A 19,267-nucleotide genomic window follows, 5' to 3' on the forward strand; every position below is an offset into this window, starting at 1 on the left:
CAGAACGCGCTATCCTGCGCTCTTGACGGCGTCGAGATCACAAAAACTGGACCGAGCGCCAACGAATCGCAAAGCCCGCGGCGACGCGACGAGGCTTCCGTTAAACGGGCGTGCATGCTCGGGCTGCGGAGCCCAGGAGCGCATCAATGATTTTGGATTGATCCCGTCCGAGCCGAAACTGCGTCCGGGCGTCGGCTCAAAGGATGCCGGGCACCGAAATTTCCCGCGCCCGGCAGCCTTGGCGGCTCACTTCCGGGCAGGCGTGAAAATCGCGAAGATCCTTCGAGAAGCAGATTCTGACTTCCTGCAGAACGCCGCCAGCGCAAGCGACGCCGATCATTCCCGGCCGCAACCGCCGGTTGGCGGCGATGAAGGCGCGCTCAACGTCGAGCGGCGTCCAGGTTTGATCCTGCTTCGCGGACTGAAAGGACGGCGGGATCGCGATGGCGTCGCGCGCCCTGCGGACATCGGCGAAATAATCCGTCGGGCTCTTCCCCGAGCAGACGCCATGCTTGCGCCATTCGTGCCGGGCGAGCCCTTCATCCGGATAGAGTCCGGCAGCCGACTCGAGAGCTATCCGCGACGGCGTCTGCGCGCCGGGCTCGCAATCCGAAGGATAGCCGCGCTCGTATTGCGGCCAAAGCCCATGGACGACAAAGCCGAGATTGGCGCCCGGATCGCACTGCCCATGCGCCCGCGCCGCCGCCGGCGTGCGGCAAAATCCCGACGACCACGATAAAGCGAGAACATAAAAGTCAAATTCGCCGGGAACGCCGCCGCTCGGTCGCCCGCTGCGAAAGCCGCTTTGCGAAGCCGGGGCCGCGGCGTCGCGCTCAGCGGCGCTGGGCGCTTTATCGGCGCAATTGTCCAGCACGCAGCCCTCGTCGCGCACGGGCCCTTGGGCCGAGCAGATCGGCGACGAGCCGGCAAGCATGAGCAGGGCGAGACCCAGGACCGCCGCGCCGCGTCTCGCAAGGGAAGAGAGAGCCATCGGGCGGGTTCGATCCGTCAGGGTTGGGCCATTTTGCACGCGGGCGAATAGGCGTCGTTGCGGTCGAGCCCGGCGACGCACCACTCGACCCCGAAGCCGACCCCCGTGATGCCGAGCTCCTTGCTGATGGAATAGGAGACCGACCGCGTCCGGCCGTCGTTCAAATAGGCGCGCGCCACGCAAAAGCGCTGCGGAATATAGTCGAGCCCATTCGAGCGGTAGCCGATCTCCCTGACCTCGGCGAAGCCGGCGATCTCGAGCCCAGTCTTCCAGAATTCGGCTTCGCGCGCGTAAAAGCGCGATTGGATCCGTTCGAAGACCTCCGGATCGGCGCAATCCGGCAGGATTCCGTCCCACGGATAGTAGCGCCGCTCCGCCGGCGTCAGCGGGCGCGCCTCGGCCGAAGGCGCGAAGCCGCCGCCGACTTGAAGCAGCATGAGCAAAGCAAGTGCGAAAAGCCCGAGACGCCTAAACATGAATCTTATCGAGACCCGCATCCGTTAACACGCGCCCGATACGATGCTGCGCCAAGGCCAAGCCGTCAAGCGGAAAGCCCTGCGGAGTCGGAAGAGGGAGCCTGATGATGTCAGCGAGCCAAGCTTCAGCGACAGGAGGAGGTCGGGGGCTCGGCGCAACCACGAAGCGCGCGGCCGCCCTTTGGAAAAACAAGGTCTGGCTCAATGGCGGCTTCGCCATCGCCGCGGCTTGCGCCGATCTCTGCGCGCTCGCCTTCGCCGGTCTGGCGGCGAATATCCTGACCCAGGCCTACAAGCGCGGCGAAGCGAATATCGGCGAATCGATCGACGAATTCAGCGCGCTCGCGGCGGCGGCCTTTCTCGTCATTTCCTTCGCGCGCCAAGAATATTCCTACGAGCGCTATCTGTCCTTCAAGACCCATGTCGAACGCTGCGGCCTAACCTGGAGCCTCGCCTTTCCGGCGGCTGTGATGATGGCTTTCATGATCAAGGCGACGCCAGATCTGTCGCGATTGTGGGTATGCCTTTTCTTGATCCTGGGCTTCGCCGTGCTGTTGCTGGCCCGCTATGGCCTCGTCCGCGCGGCGCGCACGACGGCCGCAAAAGGGGGCCTCGCGGCGCGGCGCGTCCTGCTGCTCGGCTATGAGGACCAGATCGAGGAATTCTATCGCAACTACGACCTCAACGCTTTCGGCATGCGGGTCGTCACCGCTTCCGTGCTCCGGGGACCGGATCATCTCGACGAGGACCTTGCCCTGGCGGCCGCGGCGGCGCGCATTTTTCTCCCCGAGGACGTCTTCATCCTGCTTCCCTGGACGGAGAAAGACTCGATCGACCGCTGCATCAACGCCTTCCTTCGCATCCCGGCCGCGCGGCATCTCGGCACGAACAGCTTCCTCAACCGATTCGCCAAGGCGAGAGTCGCCAATGTCGGGCCGATCTCGAGCCTCAACCTCACCTTGCCCTGGTCGCCTCTTCAAGTCCTGGGAAAGCGCCTGTTCGACATTTTCGGCGCGCTCGCCGCGCTCATCCTGCTGTCCCCTGTTTTCGCGGCGCTCGCCCTCGCGATCAAGCTCGACAGCAAGGGGCCGGCGATCTTCAGGCAGCGCCGCTACGGCTTCAACCAGGAGCCATTCCGCATCTTCAAGTTTCGCTCCATGCGGGCGCTCGAGGACGACCGCCATGTCCGGCAGGCGACGGCGCAGGATTCGCGCGTGACGCGGATCGGCCGCTTCATGCGCAAGACCAATCTCGACGAGCTGCCACAACTCATCAACGTGCTCATCGGCGACATGTCTTTGGTCGGGCCGCGCCCGCATGCGCTCGCGCATGACCAGCTCTATGAGCCGTCGGTGACGCTTTACGCCCGCCGCCACAACGTCAAGCCGGGGATCACCGGATGGGCGCAGGTCAATGGCCTGCGCGGCGAGATCACGCCAGAGACGCTCAAGGCCCGGATCGAGCATGATCTCTATTACATCGACAATTGGTCGCCCTGGCTCGATCTCCAGATTTTGTGGGACACACTGATGTCGAAGAAGGCGTTTCGGAACGCCTATTGATTGGAGGATATGAAACTGCATATTCCTCTGCATGCGAAAGGATCGACTGAGTTACGTCAGCGCGCTGCTGGGCAGAGGCTTGAGCTATACGGATATTCAGTCGACCGACCGCGCATTTCGATACGCGGCCGTGTGAACACAAGGAAGAGCGACTATGCTAGATCAAGCGAAAGCGCTGGTTGTGTCGCATCCATTCCTAATACTAACCGCTATGGTCATCGGATTGTTTCTGAGCTGGTTAATAGTTGAGATAGTTAAGGATGCGAAAGCTCTTCGTAAGATAGAGCAGCTGTTTTCTGCTCCTTTGCATTACCAAGGACTTCTCAAGCAGGCCCCGCTTGGTGGGCTAGTAGTGAAAGCTGACTTAGGGCGTGTCTCTGAGAGATATTATCCCGGTGATGCAGCAAAGAAAGCTACCCTAACAGTCCACGGGTGGAAAACCGCATATGATCGAATCATAGCTGAAAACGATTATATTGACCTAGTAGATAGGGGCAGGCTGGAACTGCTCGGCTATGAGATGGGTATTCCTCCAAGAGACCCAACATTTCAAAAGGGCTTACATCGGTTGAACTTGTGCGCATTCCTAGATCAGATGGACCATGGCCCTGTTGTTCCAAAGGAACTTGATTCCTATTACACTGGAACCGGTAGACAAGCCGATGCCGATGTGTGGCGTTTAAAGGATCATATGCCCAAAGACCTGCCCGTACGTATCAAGCAGGGCGAAAATATAGCTTGGGCTTGGAAAAATGTCGGTCTCGGGCAGGACATGGTCTATCGCGAATATCACGGAGACTGGAAGTCAGTGAGCGTGCCCATAGGAAAACGCACTGGAATCCGTTTCCATGCCGGCAGAAAGCATGGCGTGTCCGTGCCGCGCATGCAACGTGTCCAGGTGGACAGTGGTGCTTTTGCTATCACTGATAAAGCAATCTATTATGGCGGTGCGCACAAGGCGTTTCGTATCCCCCACGATAAGATTGTATCAGTGGAAGAGATGTCTGACGGAATTACGATTCTGAAGGATTCGTCTTCTTCAGCAGCAACTAAACCTTGGGCTCTGTATTTACCGGACGCTTGGTTTGCCTACCGTCTCTTAATGCACTTCGCCCCGTCAGAAAATAACTATCTATCTCAAGATGAAAACTCTCCTCGCGGACCTACTCAAGACTTTCCTTCTGATGAACCTGAATTAAATGAGACTATCAAGGAGGCTCCTAGGGCGGTCATGGTCGACCCTGATGAGGCCATGTTGCGTAGTTTGACTGAACGAGATGGTAACTACGAGGACGAAACTCAACCACCGCCCCGCAATGAAGACAAGGTTAATGGTGCAGAGGAAGGCACCGCTTACAAAGCTGGGGATCCAGTTCAAGTCGCGTTACCTGAAAAAAATGGCAAGACAGCTTGGTACAATGGGCAAGTCCTGCGAGTTTTAAAAAATAGAAAATATAGAATAAAAATGGAGACGGGCGAGGAACTTTCCCGCGTCGAAGAAGACTGTTTGAAGCCAGCAAAAAGGGACTTGCACCGTGTGGAAAATAGTGAACCAAAGTTCGAGATTGGTGACAGAGTAAAAGTAATGTTCGGGGAGGAATGGTATGCAGGCGAAGTTAGGCAGATGTATAATAACGACCGTTATAAAGTAGAGTTTGATGACGGCGACACTTTTAATGACATAAGAAAAGATGAGATGAAGCCGTTAGCTGAATAAAGCAAAGCTCTCACGGTTAGCAAAGAAATATTATCTAAGCTGCCCTGTGTAACACAGTTTCTACAAGACCGTATCCTTTTACACGATACATCGTGAGCCTGTAGTTCCATTCACAATGCGCCAATACACGCCCTCCCTTTATAGAAGGACAAATTTGATTCAAGATGTGACGAGTGCCCTTAGGCGAGTTAAGTTCGCGGCGGAGGCCGCGTCCCATCCTCGATCTTAATGGGACGGCCTCGTCTATGTAACACCCCGACACATAAAGGCACGCCTCATCCCCGATTATAAACGTCCTGAATGCGGACGATGTCGTCCTCGCCGAGATAGGAGCCGGTCTGAACCTCGATCAATTCGAGATCGATCTTGCCTGGATTGGCCATCCGATGGACCGAGCCAATCGGCAGATAGATCGACTCGTTCTCATGCACGAGATGAATCTCATTGTCGCGCGTGACTTCCGCGGTGCCCTTGACCACGATCCAATGTTCGGCGCGGTGGAAATGCTTCTGCAGCGACAGCCGTTCGCCCGGCTTAACGACGATGCGCTTGACCTGATAGCGCGTGCCTGAGTCGACCGATTGATAATATCCCCAAGGGCGAAACGAGCGCTTATGTGCGAGCGCCTCCGGCCGGCCCTCCTCCTTCAAGCGGTCGACCAGTTGCTTGACCTTGTCGCCATGGGCCTTGTTGAGGACAAGCACGGCGTCTTGCGTGGTGACGACGATCACGTCGTCGACCCCGACCACGGTGGTCAAATGCTCATCCGAGCGAATATGGACGTTCTCGGCGTTCATCACGACGCCGTGGCCGCGGATCGAATTGCCGCTTTCGTCGCGGTTCGACAATTCCCAAACCGCCGACCAATTGCCGACGTCGGACCAGCCTATGTCGGCAGGCACCACCGCCGCCTTGTCGGTGCGCTCCATGACCGCATAATCGATCGAGATTTTCGGCGCCCGCGCGAACGCATCGGCGTCGAGGACGATGAACTTGAGATCCTGCTTGGACTTGGCGACGGCGTCGGCGGCAGCCTCCGCGATCGCAGGCTCATATTGCCGCAGCTCCGCCTGCATCACATCGGCGCGGAAGAAGAAATTGCCCGAGTTCCAAAGATAGCCTTCGGCGACATAGCGCTCCGCCGTCTCGACATTGGGCTTTTCGACAAATCCGTCGACCCGAAACACGTCGCCCTCGGCCGTGACCGCCTTGCCGGGCTTGATATAGCCATAGCCGGTCGCGGGACCCGTCGGCTTGACGCCGAGCGTCACGATATAGCCGAGCGCCGCCGCCTCAGCCGCCTGCTTGCACAAAGCGACGAAGCCCGCCTTGTTCTGCACCACATGATCGGCGGCGAGCACCGCGACGATTGTCTCCGGCCCTGCCTGCGCCGCAAACTCCGCGGCGACGGCGACGGCCGGACCCGAATCGCGGCGGACGGGCTCCAGGACGATGCGGGCGTCGCGCTTCACCTGCGCCAGTTGATCGGCGACGAGGAAGCGATAATCATGATTGGAGATGACGATCGGCGTCTCGAAAACTTCGTCCTCGAGAATTTCGAGGGCGAGCTGAAAGGTCGAGTTCGCGCCGACGAGCGAAATAAATTGCTTCGGAAGGCTCTCACGCGATTCCGGCCAAACCCGCGTTCCCGAACCGCCGCACATAATGACCGGAAGGATCTTTACCATTCTTGCTCCCCCATAGCGCTATTCGCAGGGTAATTTCGCTTCATATCAACCGTCGCCAGCGCGCGGGAACGGCCTTTGCCTGAGCCGGCTATCGGGGTAAAACTTATATACGCATACGCCGGAAATGTCGCCCTTTTCCGCGCGCGGCAGGCGCTCGGATGAACCTGTTTTTCGTGACGCTGACATGAATTCGCTCCGATTTCGGCGCGCGATCGACGAGCTTGATGGCCGAGCCCAATTTTCACCTTGAACGACGACGTCTGAAGCTGCGGGCTTGGCCCGCCGCGGGCGTGGACGAGGCGGGACGCGGCCCGCTCGCCGGCCCGGTCGCCGCGGCGGCCGTCATTCTCGATCCGCGCGACCTGCCGGCCGGGATCCAGGATTCGAAACTTCTAAAGTCCGATGCGCGCGAGCGGCTCTATGAAGAGATCATGCGACGCGCGCTCGCAGTCGCCGTCGGCCTCGCGAGCGCCGAGGAGATCGACGCGATCAACATTCGCCAGGCGACTTTCGTCGCGATGCGCCGAGCGATCTCCGCGCTGTCCATCGAGCCGCGCTCGCTGTTGATCGACGGCAATGATCCGCCGCCGAACCTGCCCTGCCCCGTTGAAACGATTGTCAAAGGCGACGCGACCGTCCTCTCGATCGCCGCCGCCTCCATCATCGCCAAGGTCACCCGCGATCGCCTGATGCGTAGCCTTTGCGCAAGCTATCCGGCCTATGGTTTCAGCCGGCATTTCGGCTATGCCACCGCGGCCCATCTCGCCGCGATCGCCGAGCACGGTCCCTGCCCGTTCCACCGGATGAGCTTCAGGCCGCTGCGAACCGATTGAACCGAGAAAGCCCAACACGTTCAAAAACGGGACGCCTCGGGCCGCGCGCCCCAGGACGCTTTGTTAACGCCGCGTGACGCAAGGTCATTTCCGCAAGTTGCGTAGCGGTCATCTCTCATGCGTGTCCAAAACGCCGGCCGAGCCGGCGCGAAACCCCGGATCAAGGTAGCGCGTACCGGGGCCTTCGCGCCGGCGTCGTGCGCGCCGGACTCGAAGCTCCCTCGAAACGAGATCCTGGTCGGCGACTGCCTCGAGGAGCTCGCCAGGCTTCCGCCTTGCTCGGTCGATCTCGTCTTCGCCGATCCGCCCTATAATCTTCAGCTCGAATCAGCGCTGTCGCGCCCGGACCAAAGCCTCGTCGACGCCGTCGACGACGATTGGGACAAGTTCGCGAGCTTTTCCGATTATGACCGGTTCACTGGAGCTTGGCTCGCCGCCGTGCGCCGGGTCATGAAGCCGCAGGCGACGCTGTTCGTGATCGGCTCCTATCACAATATTTTCCGCGTCGGCGCGATCCTGCAGGATCAGGGCTTCTGGATCCTGAACGACATCGTTTGGCGCAAAGCCAACCCAATGCCGAATTTTCGCGGCCGGCGCTTCACAAATGCGCATGAGACGCTGATCTGGGCGGCCAAGGACGGCGCCGCCAAGAACTACACCTTCAACTATGAATTGCTGAAGGCCGGCAATGAGGATTGCCAGGTCCGCTCCGACTGGCTGTTCCCGATCTGCACCGGCGCCGAACGGCTCAAGGACGCGTCGGGCCGCAAGGTCCATCCGACGCAAAAGCCCGAGGCCTTGCTCGCGCGCATCCTGCTCGCCGCGACCAATCCCGGCGATCTCGTGCTCGACCCTTTCTTCGGCTCGGGCACGACCGGAGCGGTCGCCAAACGACTTGGCCGCGCCTTTATCGGCGTCGAGCGCGGGACCGCCTACGCGGCCGCCGCGCGCGCGAGAATAGCTTCGATCGAACCACTGCCGCATGATGCGGTCGCGGCCGTCCCGAGCAAGAGATCGGAGCCGCGGATCGCTTTCTCCGCCCTTGTCGAGGCGGGACTGATCCAACCGGGCGAGACGCTGGTCGATGAAAAAAGACGCCATGCGGCGGTCGTGCGCGCCGATGGGGCGATTGCGCTCGGGTCGATCGCCGGCTCGATCCATAAGATCGGCGCCCTCGCGCAAGGCCTGCCGGCCTGCAACGGCTGGACGTTCTGGAGGCTCCTTCGAGACGGCAAATATGAGCCGATCGATTCATTGCGCGCGAAGGTGAGGTTGGAGCTGCGCGACGCGGCGGAATAGGCGACACTCGTCGCGCAATCAAAATTACTTCACGCGCTCGAGCCATGCTGGCCCGCCGGTCCGCCGCGCCCTATCCTGCGTCCGACGCTGGCTCACGAGGAAAACATGCTTGTTCTGGCAATAGGGATCGTCGTCTTTCTCGGCGGGCATATTTTCACGACCTTTCGCGAAACCCGGGACCGGCTGATCGCCCGTTATGGCGAGGCGACCTATAAGGCCGCCTATTCGGTCGTCTCCCTCATCGGCTTCGTCCTGATCGTATGGGGCTTCGCCCGCTATCGGGCGGAAGGGTTGATCCCTCTTTGGAGCCCGCCGATCTGGGCGCGCCACCTCACCATCACGCTGATGTGGTTCGCCTTCGTGGCCCTGGCTTGCGTCAATCCGGCGCCGTCGCGGATCAGAGGATGGCTGCGCCATCCGACGCTGGTCGCGGTGAAGATCTGGGCGCTCGCCCATTTTTTGGCCAATGGCGACGCGGGCGGTCTTTTGCTGTTCGGATCGTTTCTCGCCTGGGCGGTTTATGATCGAATCGCGGTCAAGAGGCGCGGCGACATGGGGGCGCCCCGGATCGCCGCCTTCACGCGCGGCGACGCCATCGCCTTGGGCGCTGGGACCATCGCCTATGCGGCCATGATCCTGTTGCACCCCTACCTCATTGGGGTCCCGGTGATCGGCCGCTGAAACGGCCGAAGGAAGCGAGCGTCAAAGCGTGTTCCGAAGAAGCGCTCGGCTTATTCGGAACATGTTCCAACTTATTTGATCTGGCGCGCGTGCTCGTCGTTTGGACAGCGCGCTAAAGCGCATTCCATCGGGTTGAGGCCCCGCCGATTGGATTGAACCAACCTGATCTCGTTCGGGCCTAAACGAGCGCCGCGAGACAAAAATCGATGACTTGATCGATGGTGGGCTCCGGCTCTTGCGCACATTGCACCATCAGCCGCGGATGGCAGAAGCGCACGCAGGCGCAGCGAACGAGAATCGCGGCGAGATCTGGGTCGCCGGAGTGAAACTCCCCAGCCTCCATGCCGCGCCGGATAATTTCCGCGATGATCTTGTCCATTTTATCATTGTGCTCATGAACAACCGGCCAGTCCTCGTCATAGGCGGTCTCTAGAAGTTCATGCAGTTTTCTATCCTGGAGGAAACGCTGCGAGTTCATCGCCTCGATTGCGGCGATAACTTCGCGCAGAGCCTTGGCCGCCGGCTCCGTCGACCCCGCGATCTCCTCGGCCGAAGCTGCGATCCGGGCTAAGAGCCGCGCGCAGACAGCGGCATTGATCTCCGCCTTCGCTGAAAAAAACCGATACACATTGGCCGGCGACATGCGCAACTCTCGCGCGATGTCGGCGACGGTCGTCTTTTGAAACCCAACGTTGCTATAAAGCCGCTCGGCAACCTCCGCTATATCGAGCTGCATGTTGGTTTCTCTCTCGGCGAACGAATTTTTCATTTATATCTAAACCAAAACTTTCTCAAACGATGAAATGTGAACTGATTTCAACTGTATTTATGAAATCAGGATAACTATGCAAGATGGATTTTCCAATTAAGAATCCGTAACCACATGTCGCGAAGAACTCACCGCGATCGGACTGTGCGCGCTGGCGGGCCAAGTGCTGAAAAAAAGCCCATTCGCACGGGGAAAAAGCGAACAAAATCGGGGAGAGACCATCCGACAGCGTTAAATGATGCGCGAATATGGGGCATTCACAATAATTTGGTTTGGACCAGCGTCACATAATCGTGGTCGGTCTCGATGCAATAGGCCGAGACGCCGCATCCCCTACTCCCCGACGCAGCCCGCGCGCCTCATTCGAACGCGACGACGAGACCGCGTCTTTCGCATTCGGCTTCGATCGCCTGCATGATTTCCTGCAAATCCTCGACCTCGATCGCATTGGCGTCATGCGGCGCGTCCCAACTCACGATCGCGTCGAGGTCGACGACGAAATCCGCCGGCTCTTCGCCGTCGGAAAGGTCCGGCGCATTCACGATGGTCAGGACCTTCTCGCGCCATAAAATGCGTATCGACCCTTCGGTCAATGTGACTTGTGGTCCGGAACGACGTCGCGCAGGCATGTTCTAGCTTCCCCGGCCGCGCTGCTCGCGGCTCATGGCGGCGGCCGCGACCTTGCGCATCACGCTCGGCAGAGCTTCCTTCGCGAGCGCGTCGGCCGGAACCCAACGGCAGCCGGCCGGCGGCGCGCTCGCATTTGGAACTTCAGCGGCATAAATGTCGAGCCGCAAAGCGAAATGCGTGAATATTTGCTCGACGACGGCGTCGAGCTTTTCGTAGCGCGCCGGCATCGGCGCCTCGAGCAAGGCGGAATCCGCGTCGAAATCCGCGCTCCAGGCGGTGCTCGGGAATTCCGCCATGCCGCCGAGCAGGCCCTTGGGCGGCCGCGTGCGAATCAGCGTGGCGCCGTCCCCGCGCCGAACGAAAAACGCCGCGCCGCGCCAGCGCGGCCTTTCGCGCTTGGCCGCCTTGACCGGGAAGCGCGCAGGCTCGCCCGAGACGCGCCCGGCGCAGAAGGCCGCTAACGGACAAAGGGCGCAGGCGGGGCGCCGCGGCGTGCAAATCGTCGCGCCGAGATCCATGATCGCTTGCGCATAGTCGCCAGGACGCCGCTCGGGCGTCAGTAGGCCGGCCTTCTCCCGGATCTCAGCCTTGGCCGTGGGCAACGGGGTCGCGATCGCGAATAGGCGCGCGACGACCCGCTCGACATTGCCGTCGACGACGACCGCCCGCCGTCCGAAGGCGATCGCCGCGATCGCCGCAGCCGTATAGGGGCCGAGGCCAGGCAGCTTACGCAATTCCTCTTCCGCCGCCGGAAAAACGCCGTCGAACGCATCGGCGACGATCCTGGCGCAAGCATGAAGATTTCGCGCGCGGGAATAATAGCCGAGCCCAGCCCATGCCCGCATCACCTCCTCGACCGGAGCTTGCGCCAAATGCCGGACATCCGGCCATCGGCGCAGAAAATCGGCGAAATAAGGCTTGACCGCCGCCACCGTGGTTTGCTGCAGCATCATTTCGGACAGCCAGACGACATAGGGATCGGCCGTCGCGCCCGGCGCCGCGCGCCACGGGAGGGCGCGGCCATAGCGATCATACCAGGCGAGCGCCGCGGGGGCGGCGGACTGCGCGGTCAAAGCGTCGGAAGCCATGTCGTCCATGCGCGTTCATAGAGCATTTTCGCGCGAAACAGATACCGCTCGCGTCAAGAAAATGGGGAAAAACAAAGGTGTAGGGCCGCTCTCGCCGCGGCGAGCCGAAGACGAGCCCTAGTCGCCCCGCCGCGGCGAAGAGTCCCGGTCCCGCGATTGACGCAAAGCGCGGAAACATGGGTATAGTCATGCATCAAAGGATCGCCCCATGCTCACGCGACGCAGCGAGAAACGGACTTGGCCGCGGCCGCTTGCCGATTTGGTCGGACGCGCGCTCGACACTGTCCTAGCGCGGCAAGGGTTCGGGCAGTCCGATCTCATCCTATATTGGGACGATATCGTCGGCGCCCGGCTTGCCGCAATGTCGCAGCCGATCAAGCTGCAATGGCCGGCCCGCGACCCGCGCGGCGGCCAGGCGACGGCCACGCTAGTCGTGCGCGTCGAAGGCGGCTTCGCTCTCGAGTTGCAGCATCTCTCGGGCGCGGTCGTCGAGCGGGTGAACGCGCATCTCGGCTGGCGCTGCGTTTCGCGCCTTAGCCTCAAGCAAGGCCCCATCGTGCGACGCGCCGACGCTGACCGCTCGGTTCGCGCGCCAGATCCCGCTGCGATCGAAGCCGCCGAACAATCGGTCGCCGGGATAAAGGACGAAGGACTGCGGGCGGCCTTGGCGCGCCTCGGCGCCCATGCGCTGAGCGGAGGCAGGACATGAGCCGGATCCAACTCGAGCCCTGGCCCAACTCGGCTCGGCTTGATAGTTTTTGCGAGAGGGCCATTATAAGCTTATGGCCTAGCTTGTCGTCCTGGGACTAGCGTCCTTTGGGAGGGCCTGGCAGATCTCCGTTCCGTTTGGAACGGGGCGCCGCAAGATGCTTGGAAAATAAACGTCGAGGCCGGCTCTGCGATCCTGTCGATCAGAACCGGCTCCCGCTAAATTCGCCCTCTTCCAGCGAGTGGATCAAATTCATGCGTTCGCTTTCTAAATCTGCGGCTTCGTTGAAAAGCCGCCGGGAAATCTTCGAGATCGCGGTCGCCGCGGGCCTGACCCTTGCCGGGATTGCTGGCGTGATCATCGATTCGCGCGCGCCGGCCTTGGCCCAAAGCGCCAGCGTGACAGCCGACCAGTTAATGGCGGGCGAAGCCCTGCCCGACGTGGTTCTCGGCAAGGCGGACGCGCCGGTGACCATCGTCGAATATGCCTCGATGACCTGCTCGCATTGCGCGGCGTTTCACGCGACGACCTATCCCGAGCTGAAGAAGAAATATATCGACGCCGGCAAGGTGCGCTTCATCTTGCGCGAATTTCCGCTCGACCCGCTGGCGACGGCTGGATTCATGCTGGCGCGCTGCGCCGGCGACGATAAGCGCACGGCGATCGTCGACCTGCTGTTCGCGCAGCAAAAGAATTGGGCCTTCACCGAAAAGCCGGTCGAATCGCTCGCCACTCTGGTCAAGCAGGCCGGCGTGACTCAGGAAGCGTTCGAGACCTGCCTCAAGGATCAGACTCTTTACGACAAGATCAACAAAGTGCGCGATCACGCCGCAGAAAAATTCGGCGTGAACGCGACGCCGACCTTTTTCATCAATGGCAAGAAGCAAACCGGCGAAATAACCCCGGAGACCCTCGACAAATTGCTCGAGCCGCTGCTGAAAGGCTGAGCGCGGCTGGCTTCGAGGGGAAAGCCATCGTCGAAAGGACGGCGGCTGTTCCAATTGGATGTAATCGTCCAATCGACAAGAACGCGCTCCAGTCCAAAAAGGCGGAGCCTGTTCCTATCGAAATAGCGAGGCTTCGGCTGCGCGACGCCGCCGGATGATCGGAAACGTTTCGGTCCAATCACCCGGCCACGCGACCGGTCGCTTCGTCAAAACATGTCGAGCGAGACGCGCGCCTCGTCGGACATGCGGCCTTGATCCCAAGCCGGCTCGAACACGATCGTGACGATCACGCCCAAGGTCCCGGGCACGGTGCCGACGGCCGTCTCGATCGAGCGGGTGATTTCGCCGGCGACCGGACAGCCCGGCGCGGTCAAGGTCATTTCGATCTTGATCAGGCGATGCTCGTCGATCTCGACCTTGTAGATCAGGCCGAGTTCATAGACGTCGCAAGGAATCTCAGGATCAAACACGGTCTTGAGCGCGGCGACCACGTCATTCGTGTAGCGCGTCCGCTCATGCGGCAAAACCGAGCCGTCGAAGATCCATTGCGGTTCGTTCGGCAAAGTTTCCGTGGCGTCTTGGGCTTCGATGGTTTCCGATTCGGCCATGGCGGACTCCTCATTCCTTCAGGCAAACAGGCCTTCGGCCTTGATCAGGGCTTCGGCGAGCTTATCGACCTCCTCGAACGTATTGTAGAGGGCGAAAGAGGCTCGGCAGGTTGACGTCACGCCGAAACGGGCGAGCAACGGCTGGGCGCAATGGGTGCCGGCGCGCACGGCGACGCCCGAGCGGTCGATGATCGTCGCGACGTCATGCGCATGGGCGTTCTTCATCTCGAAGGCGATGATCGCGCCCTTGCCTTTCGAGCGGCCGAAGATGCGAAGCGAATTGATCTTCGACAGACGCTCGTGGGCATAATCGCCCAAAGCGCTTTCATGGGCGTGAATGCGGGCGCGGCCGACCTTCTGCATATAGTCCACCGCGGCGCCAAGGCCGATCGCCTGCACGATTGGCGGCGTGCCGGCCTCGAAGCGATGCGGCGGCTCGTTATAGGTGATGCGGTCCTTGGTGACTTCGTTGATCATCTCGCCGCCGCCGAGGAAGGGCGGCAGCTTCTCCAGCCATTCCTGCTTGGCGTAAAGCGCGCCGATGCCCGTCGGCCCATAAAGCTTATGGCCGGTCACGACATAGAAATCGACGTCGAGATCGCGCACGTCGACCTCGAGATGCACGGCGCCTTGCGAACCGTCGATCAGCACGGGAATGCCTCGCTCATGGGCGATCTTGATGATCTCCTTCACCGGCGTGACGGTGCCGAGCATGTTCGACATATGGGTGATGGCGACGATCTTGGTCTTCGGCGTCAGCGCCTTCTCGAATTCCTCGAGGGAGAAATTGCCCTCGTCGTCGACGTCCACCCAACGCAGGACGGCTCCTTTGCGCTCGCGCAGGAAATGCCACGGAACGATATTGGCGTGATGCTCCATGATCGAAAGAACGATCTCGTCGCCTTCCTTGATGAAAGCCTGGCCGAAAGAGGACGCGACCAAATTGATCGATTCGGTCGCCGATTTCGTGAAGATGATCTCGTTGACGGAGCCCGCGTTGAAAAAGGCGCGAAGGCTTTCGCGCGCGACTTCGAATGCATCCGTCGCGGCGTTGGCTAGAAAATGCAGGCCGCGATGAACATTGGCATATTCATGGTAGATCGCATGGACCATGCGATCTACGACCTCCTGCGGCTTTTGCGCGGACGCGGCATTGTCTAGATAGACCAAGGGCTTGCCATAGACTTCCATCGACAGGATCGGAAAATCCTGACGAATGCGCGTTACGTCCAACGGCGCCTCGGCTGTGATGTGCTTGTTCATGCCCTGCTCCATGCTCGGCGTCCGACGTCAAGCCTACGCATCGCCCTAACGGTTCCATTCTTCGAAGCGGGGCGGGACAGACATGCGCCCCGCCGCCAATTCCATTCGTTGCTCAGCCCTTCGACCGCGCGGACAGCCATTTGGCGATTTCAGCGCGAAAGCCCGCGACCAGGGCTTCATTCTCTATTTCATCGACCAATTCGCCCGCGAAGGCGTCGAGAAGAAGCGACTCCGCCTCGGCGAAAGGCAGGCCCCTCGCCTGGAGGTAGAAGAGTTGATCGACATTGAGACCGCCGCAGGTCGCGCCATGTCCGCAGGCGACGTCGTCGGCGAAGATCTCGAGCTCCGGCTTGTTGTTCATCGCCGCCGTATCGGACAGCAGCAAAGCCCTGCTGAGCATCTTGCCGTCGGTCTTTTGCGCATGCGGCGCGACATGGATCTTGCCCTGGAAGACGCCAGTCGATTCCTCGTCGAGAATATATTTGAACGTCTCCCGACCGGAGCAATTCGGCGCGCCATGCTCGACGAACAGGGTGGTGTCGGCGTGCTCGCGGCCGCGCAGCAGCGACACGCCCCTCAGCGAAGCGACGGAATCCGCGCCGTCGAAGCGCATGAAGATCTGCCGCCGCACGAGGCCGCCGCCGGTGATGAGCGCGAAACTGTCGAATTTCGCCTCAGCGCCGACATGCGCGATAAAAGTCTCGAGCCGCACGCTGCCCGCGACGGTTTCCGTCACCATAGCCGTGTGATCGAATTTGGCGCCGTCGCCGACCGAGACGACGAGACAGCCAAAGGTTTGGCCCCTGCGCGCGCCTTTGCCATGGCTCGTTTCAGCGAGGCGGACCGAGGCCCCGGCGCCGACGACGATGAGCGACCGCGTGAAACAGGCTGACGGAGCGCTCGCCGCCGTAGCATAGACGAGATTGATGGGCTCGGCGATCTGCGCGCCGGGCGCGACCTCGATCACGACGCCGTCCTGCATCAGGGCCGCATTCAAAGCCGCGATCGGATCTTTCGCGCCGAGACCCTGCCCCGCCAATAAGGCGATGAGATCGGGACGGCCTTCGGCTAAAACGGACGCGAGCGACCGGACCACGACGCCTGCCGGCATGGAATCGGACAATTCGGGCGCGAAGGCGCCGTCGACCAAAACCAAGCGCTGAGCAAGCGCGCCGGGACCGGCGAATTCGGCGCGAAGCGCCTCGATCGCCGCCGCGGCGGGGAGCGGCGCGATCGGAAGCGCCTCCCGCATTAGCGCGCGCAGGTCGGTATAGTGCCACGCCTCGACGCGACGATGCGGAAGACCCGCATCATGAAAGGCGGCGAAGGACTCTTCGCGCAGCTTGGCCACCTCGGCGCCGCCAGGCAGAGCCGGCTTGGCGGCGGCGAAGGCCTCGGCCAAAGCGGTTTCGGCCGGCGTGCGCGTGGGGATGATTTGAGCGCTCATATCGGCTTCCCCTTAGGCGACGGCCTGCTCGGTCACATAATCGCGATAGCCGCTCTTTTCGAGCTCGAGCGCGAGTTCCTTGCCCCCGGTCCGCACGATCTGGCCTTGGGCCATCACATGCACGGTGTCGGGGACGATATAATCGAGCAGCCGCTGATAATGGGTAATGACGAGGAAGCCGCGCTTGGGCGAGCGCAGCGAGTTGACGCCTTCGGCGACCACGCGCAACGCATCGATGTCGAGGCCCGAATCGGTTTCGTCGAGAATGCCGAAGGAGGGCTCCAGCAAGGCCATCTGGAGAATGTCCATGCGCTTTTTCTCGCCGCCCGAGAAGCCCACGTTCAGCGCGCGCTTCAACATGTCGGACTTGATTCCGAGCTTGTCCGAGGCCTGCTTCACGCGCTTCATGAAGTCGGGCGTCGAGAGTTCTTCCTCGCCGCGCTGCTTGCGTTGCGCGTTCAAGGCCGCCTTGAGAAAGGTCAGGGTCGCGACGCCGGGGATCTCCAACGGATATTGGAAGGCGAGAAACAGGCCCTTGGCGGCGCGAACGTCCGGCTCGAGCTCGAGCAGATTGACGCCGTCCAGGAACACTTCCCCGGTCTCGACCGTGTAATCCTTGCGCCCGGCGATGACATAGGAGAGCGTCGATTTGCCAGTCCCGTTCGGTCCCATGATCGCAGCGACCTCTCCGTCCTGAACGGTGAGGTTGAAATCATTGAGGATCTTGCGATCGCCGATCGAAACGTTGAGATTTTTGATTTCGAGCATCGTGTTTGGTCCTCGTTTCCACTCGAAAGGCGCAGCCGCCGGCATCGCTTCGCCGCAGGCCTGGAGACGGCGCAGCTCATCCGCGCCCGCAAGGACATGAAAGTCCTGTCTCTCGCCGCAAAAAAAGATTTTGGAAGCCGCTAGAACATGTTCTGAAAAGACGATCGAACTTTTCGATCAGAACATGCTCCAACTTATCAATTTCTAGCGCGTTCTTGGTGATTGGACGCGTCCATCCAATCGGAACGCGCTCTTGGCGCGAAGGGCGGAGCGATGATCGCGCCCGGTCCTTCGCCCATGCGCACGGGCTTTCGTCAGCCCACGCTTCCTTCGAGGGAGATCGCGATCAGCTTTTGGGCCTCGACCGCGAATTCCATCGGCAATTGCTGCAGAACGTCGCGAACGAAGCCGTTGACGATCAGCGCCGTCGCCTCCTCGGCCGAGAGCCCCCGCTGCATGCAATAGAAGAGCTGATCCTCGGAAATTTTCGAGGTCGTGGCTTCATGCTCGAATTGCGTGCTGGGATTGCGCGATTCGATATAGGGCACGGTGTGGGCGCCGCAGGAATCGCCGATCAGCAGCGAGTCGCAATTGGTGAAATTGCGCGCGCCCGTCGCCTTGCGATGCGCCGAGATCTGACCGCGATAGGTGTTTTGCGATTTGCCCGCGGAAATGCCCTTGGAGATGACCCGGCTCGTCGTGTTCTTGCCGAGATGGATCATCTTGGTGCCGGAATCGACCTGCTGCTTTCCATTCGAGATCGCGATCGAATAGAACTCACCGCGCGAATTATCCCCGCGCAGGACGCAGGATGGATATTTCCAGGTGATCGCCGAGCCAGTCTCGACCTGGGTCCAGGAGATTTTCGAATTCGCGCCGCGGCAGTCGCCCCGCTTGGTCACGAAATTATAGATGCCGCCCTTGCCTTCGGCGTCGCCCGGATACCAGTTCTGCACCGTCGAATATTTGATCTCGGCGTCGTCATGGGTGATGAGCTCGACAACCGCCGCATGCAGCTGGTTCTCGTCGCGCTTCGGCGCCGTGCAGCCTTCGAGATAGGACACATAAGCGCCCTTGTCGGCGATGATCAGCGTCCGCTCGAACTGGCCGGTGTTCTGCTCGTTGATGCGGAAATAGGTCGAGAGCTCCATCGGGCAGCGCACGCCCGGCGGGATATAGACGAAGGAACCGTCGGAAAACACCGCGCTGTTGAGCGTCGCGTAGTAATTGTCGGTCGTCGGCACGACCGAGCCGAGATATTTCTGGACGAGCTCGGGATGGGTGTGCACGGCCTCGGAGATCGGGCAGAAGATGACCCCGGCCTTGCTCAGCTCTTCCTTGAAGGTGGTGACGACCGACACCGAGTCGAACACCGCGTCGACCGCGATCTTGCGCTCGGGATTGACGACCCCGGCGAGCGCCTCCTGCTCTTTCAGCGGAATGCCGAGCTTGGCGTAAACCTTCAGAAGCTCGGGATCGACCTCATCGAGAGATTTCGGGCCGGCGGCCGTCTTCGGAGCGGAGTAATAATACAGGTCTTGATAGTTGACCGGCGGAAAATCGACGCGCGCCCAAGCCGGCTCGCGCATGGTCAGCCAGCGGCGATAAGCCTCGAGCCGCCATTCGGTCAGCCACGCGGGCTCGTTCTTCTTCGCTGAAATGAACCGGACAATGTCTTCATTCAGACCCTTCGGGGCCTTTTCCGATTCGATGTCCGAGGAAAACCCATATTTATATTCGCTCACGTCGACCGACTTCACCCGATCGACGGTTTCCTGTACCGCTGCCATG

The 19,267-nt window shown here is 60.8% G+C and carries 18 protein-coding genes; 7 read left to right on the top strand and 11 right to left on the bottom strand.

Annotated features, from left to right (window positions below):
• Nucleotides 1-196 precede the first annotated feature (196 nt).
• Nucleotides 197-991 (bottom strand): ribonuclease T2 family protein, encoded by a 795-nt coding sequence (locus tag METAC_RS0113190; RefSeq protein ID WP_026607404.1) that lies wholly within the window; start codon nucleotides 989-991, stop codon nucleotides 197-199.
• A 17-nt stretch (nucleotides 992-1,008) separates the two neighbouring features.
• Nucleotides 1,009-1,467: a hypothetical protein gene (locus tag METAC_RS0113195; protein ID WP_036256478.1), complete on the bottom strand. Its 459-nt coding sequence runs from the start codon at nucleotides 1,465-1,467 to the stop codon at nucleotides 1,009-1,011.
• A gap of 104 nt (nucleotides 1,468-1,571) precedes the next feature.
• Here METAC_RS0113195 and METAC_RS23565 point away from each other — a divergent pair, with 104 nt between their 5' ends.
• Nucleotides 1,572-3,029, top strand: coding sequence for an exopolysaccharide biosynthesis polyprenyl glycosylphosphotransferase (locus tag METAC_RS23565; protein ID WP_051335560.1), 1,458 nt, complete (start codon nucleotides 1,572-1,574; stop codon nucleotides 3,027-3,029).
• A gap of 154 nt (nucleotides 3,030-3,183) precedes the next feature.
• Nucleotides 3,184-4,746: a tudor domain-containing protein gene (locus tag METAC_RS0113205; protein ID WP_156898214.1), complete on the top strand. Its 1,563-nt coding sequence runs from the start codon at nucleotides 3,184-3,186 to the stop codon at nucleotides 4,744-4,746.
• A 275-nt stretch (nucleotides 4,747-5,021) separates the two neighbouring features.
• On the opposite strand, the gene METAC_RS0113210 is transcribed toward METAC_RS0113205, so the two are convergent.
• Nucleotides 5,022-6,434 carry a mannose-1-phosphate guanylyltransferase/mannose-6-phosphate isomerase gene (locus METAC_RS0113210; RefSeq protein WP_026607407.1) on the bottom strand — a complete coding sequence of 471 codons (1,413 nt, stop codon included), beginning with the start codon at nucleotides 6,432-6,434 and terminating at the stop codon, nucleotides 5,022-5,024.
• Between the two features lie 224 nt (nucleotides 6,435-6,658).
• Here METAC_RS0113210 and METAC_RS0113215 point away from each other — a divergent pair, with 224 nt between their 5' ends.
• From METAC_RS0113215 to METAC_RS0113225, 3 genes are all read left to right on the top strand, one after another.
• Nucleotides 6,659-7,267, top strand: coding sequence for a ribonuclease HII (locus METAC_RS0113215; protein ID WP_036255580.1), 609 nt, complete (start codon nucleotides 6,659-6,661; stop codon nucleotides 7,265-7,267).
• Between the two features lie 117 nt (nucleotides 7,268-7,384).
• Nucleotides 7,385-8,566: a site-specific DNA-methyltransferase gene (locus METAC_RS0113220; protein ID WP_026607409.1), complete on the top strand. Its 1,182-nt coding sequence runs from the start codon at nucleotides 7,385-7,387 to the stop codon at nucleotides 8,564-8,566.
• 105 nt (nucleotides 8,567-8,671) lie between these two features.
• A complete protein-coding gene (locus METAC_RS0113225; protein ID WP_026607410.1) occupies nucleotides 8,672-9,247 on the top strand; it encodes an NnrU family protein in 576 nt (191 codons plus the stop codon).
• 178 nt (nucleotides 9,248-9,425) lie between these two features.
• Here METAC_RS0113225 and METAC_RS0113230 read toward each other — a convergent pair whose 3' ends face one another.
• The 3 genes from METAC_RS0113230 to mutY form a co-directional block, all read right to left on the bottom strand.
• Nucleotides 9,426-9,983 (bottom strand): TetR/AcrR family transcriptional regulator, encoded by a 558-nt coding sequence (locus METAC_RS0113230; protein ID WP_245257483.1) that lies wholly within the window; start codon nucleotides 9,981-9,983, stop codon nucleotides 9,426-9,428.
• Nucleotides 9,984-10,375: 392 nt separating this feature from the next.
• On the bottom strand, nucleotides 10,376-10,645 hold the full coding sequence (locus METAC_RS0113235) for an Imm74 family immunity protein (protein WP_026607412.1): 270 nt from the start codon (nucleotides 10,643-10,645) through the stop codon (nucleotides 10,376-10,378).
• Nucleotides 10,646-10,648: 3 nt separating this feature from the next.
• Nucleotides 10,649-11,743 (bottom strand): A/G-specific adenine glycosylase, encoded by a 1,095-nt coding sequence (gene mutY, locus METAC_RS23570; RefSeq protein ID WP_051335562.1) that lies wholly within the window; start codon nucleotides 11,741-11,743, stop codon nucleotides 10,649-10,651.
• A 199-nt stretch (nucleotides 11,744-11,942) separates the two neighbouring features.
• Between mutY and METAC_RS0113245 the strand changes: the two genes are divergently transcribed.
• Both METAC_RS0113245 and METAC_RS0113250 read left to right on the top strand, forming a co-directional pair.
• Nucleotides 11,943-12,443, top strand: a complete 501-nt coding sequence (locus tag METAC_RS0113245) for a DUF721 domain-containing protein (protein ID WP_026607413.1) — start codon at nucleotides 11,943-11,945, stop codon at nucleotides 12,441-12,443.
• 254 nt (nucleotides 12,444-12,697) lie between these two features.
• On the top strand, nucleotides 12,698-13,390 hold the full coding sequence (locus METAC_RS0113250) for a DsbA family protein (RefSeq protein WP_026607414.1): 693 nt from the start codon (nucleotides 12,698-12,700) through the stop codon (nucleotides 13,388-13,390).
• A gap of 206 nt (nucleotides 13,391-13,596) precedes the next feature.
• Here METAC_RS0113250 and METAC_RS0113255 read toward each other — a convergent pair whose 3' ends face one another.
• The 5 genes from METAC_RS0113255 to sufB form a co-directional block, all read right to left on the bottom strand.
• Entirely contained in the window at nucleotides 13,597-13,998 is a 402-nt protein-coding gene (locus METAC_RS0113255) for an iron-sulfur cluster assembly protein (protein ID WP_026607415.1), read from the bottom strand.
• A gap of 18 nt (nucleotides 13,999-14,016) precedes the next feature.
• Nucleotides 14,017-15,261, bottom strand: a complete 1,245-nt coding sequence (locus METAC_RS0113260) for a cysteine desulfurase (RefSeq protein ID WP_026607416.1) — start codon at nucleotides 15,259-15,261, stop codon at nucleotides 14,017-14,019.
• Nucleotides 15,262-15,373: 112 nt separating this feature from the next.
• The gene (sufD, locus tag METAC_RS0113265; RefSeq protein ID WP_026607417.1) at nucleotides 15,374-16,708 is read right to left on the bottom strand and encodes a Fe-S cluster assembly protein SufD; all 1,335 of its coding nucleotides are present in this window, start codon (nucleotides 16,706-16,708) and stop codon (nucleotides 15,374-15,376) included.
• Nucleotides 16,709-16,720: 12 nt separating this feature from the next.
• Entirely contained in the window at nucleotides 16,721-17,476 is a 756-nt protein-coding gene (gene sufC, locus METAC_RS0113270; RefSeq protein WP_026607418.1) for a Fe-S cluster assembly ATPase SufC, read from the bottom strand.
• A 314-nt stretch (nucleotides 17,477-17,790) separates the two neighbouring features.
• The gene (gene sufB / locus METAC_RS0113275; RefSeq protein WP_026607419.1) at nucleotides 17,791-19,266 is read right to left on the bottom strand and encodes a Fe-S cluster assembly protein SufB; all 1,476 of its coding nucleotides are present in this window, start codon (nucleotides 19,264-19,266) and stop codon (nucleotides 17,791-17,793) included.
• Nucleotide 19,267 lies beyond the last annotated feature (1 nt).

Origin of the sequence: Methylocapsa acidiphila B2, assembly GCF_000427445.1 — a bacterium.
Taxonomy (GTDB): domain Bacteria; phylum Pseudomonadota; class Alphaproteobacteria; order Rhizobiales; family Beijerinckiaceae; genus Methylocapsa; species Methylocapsa acidiphila.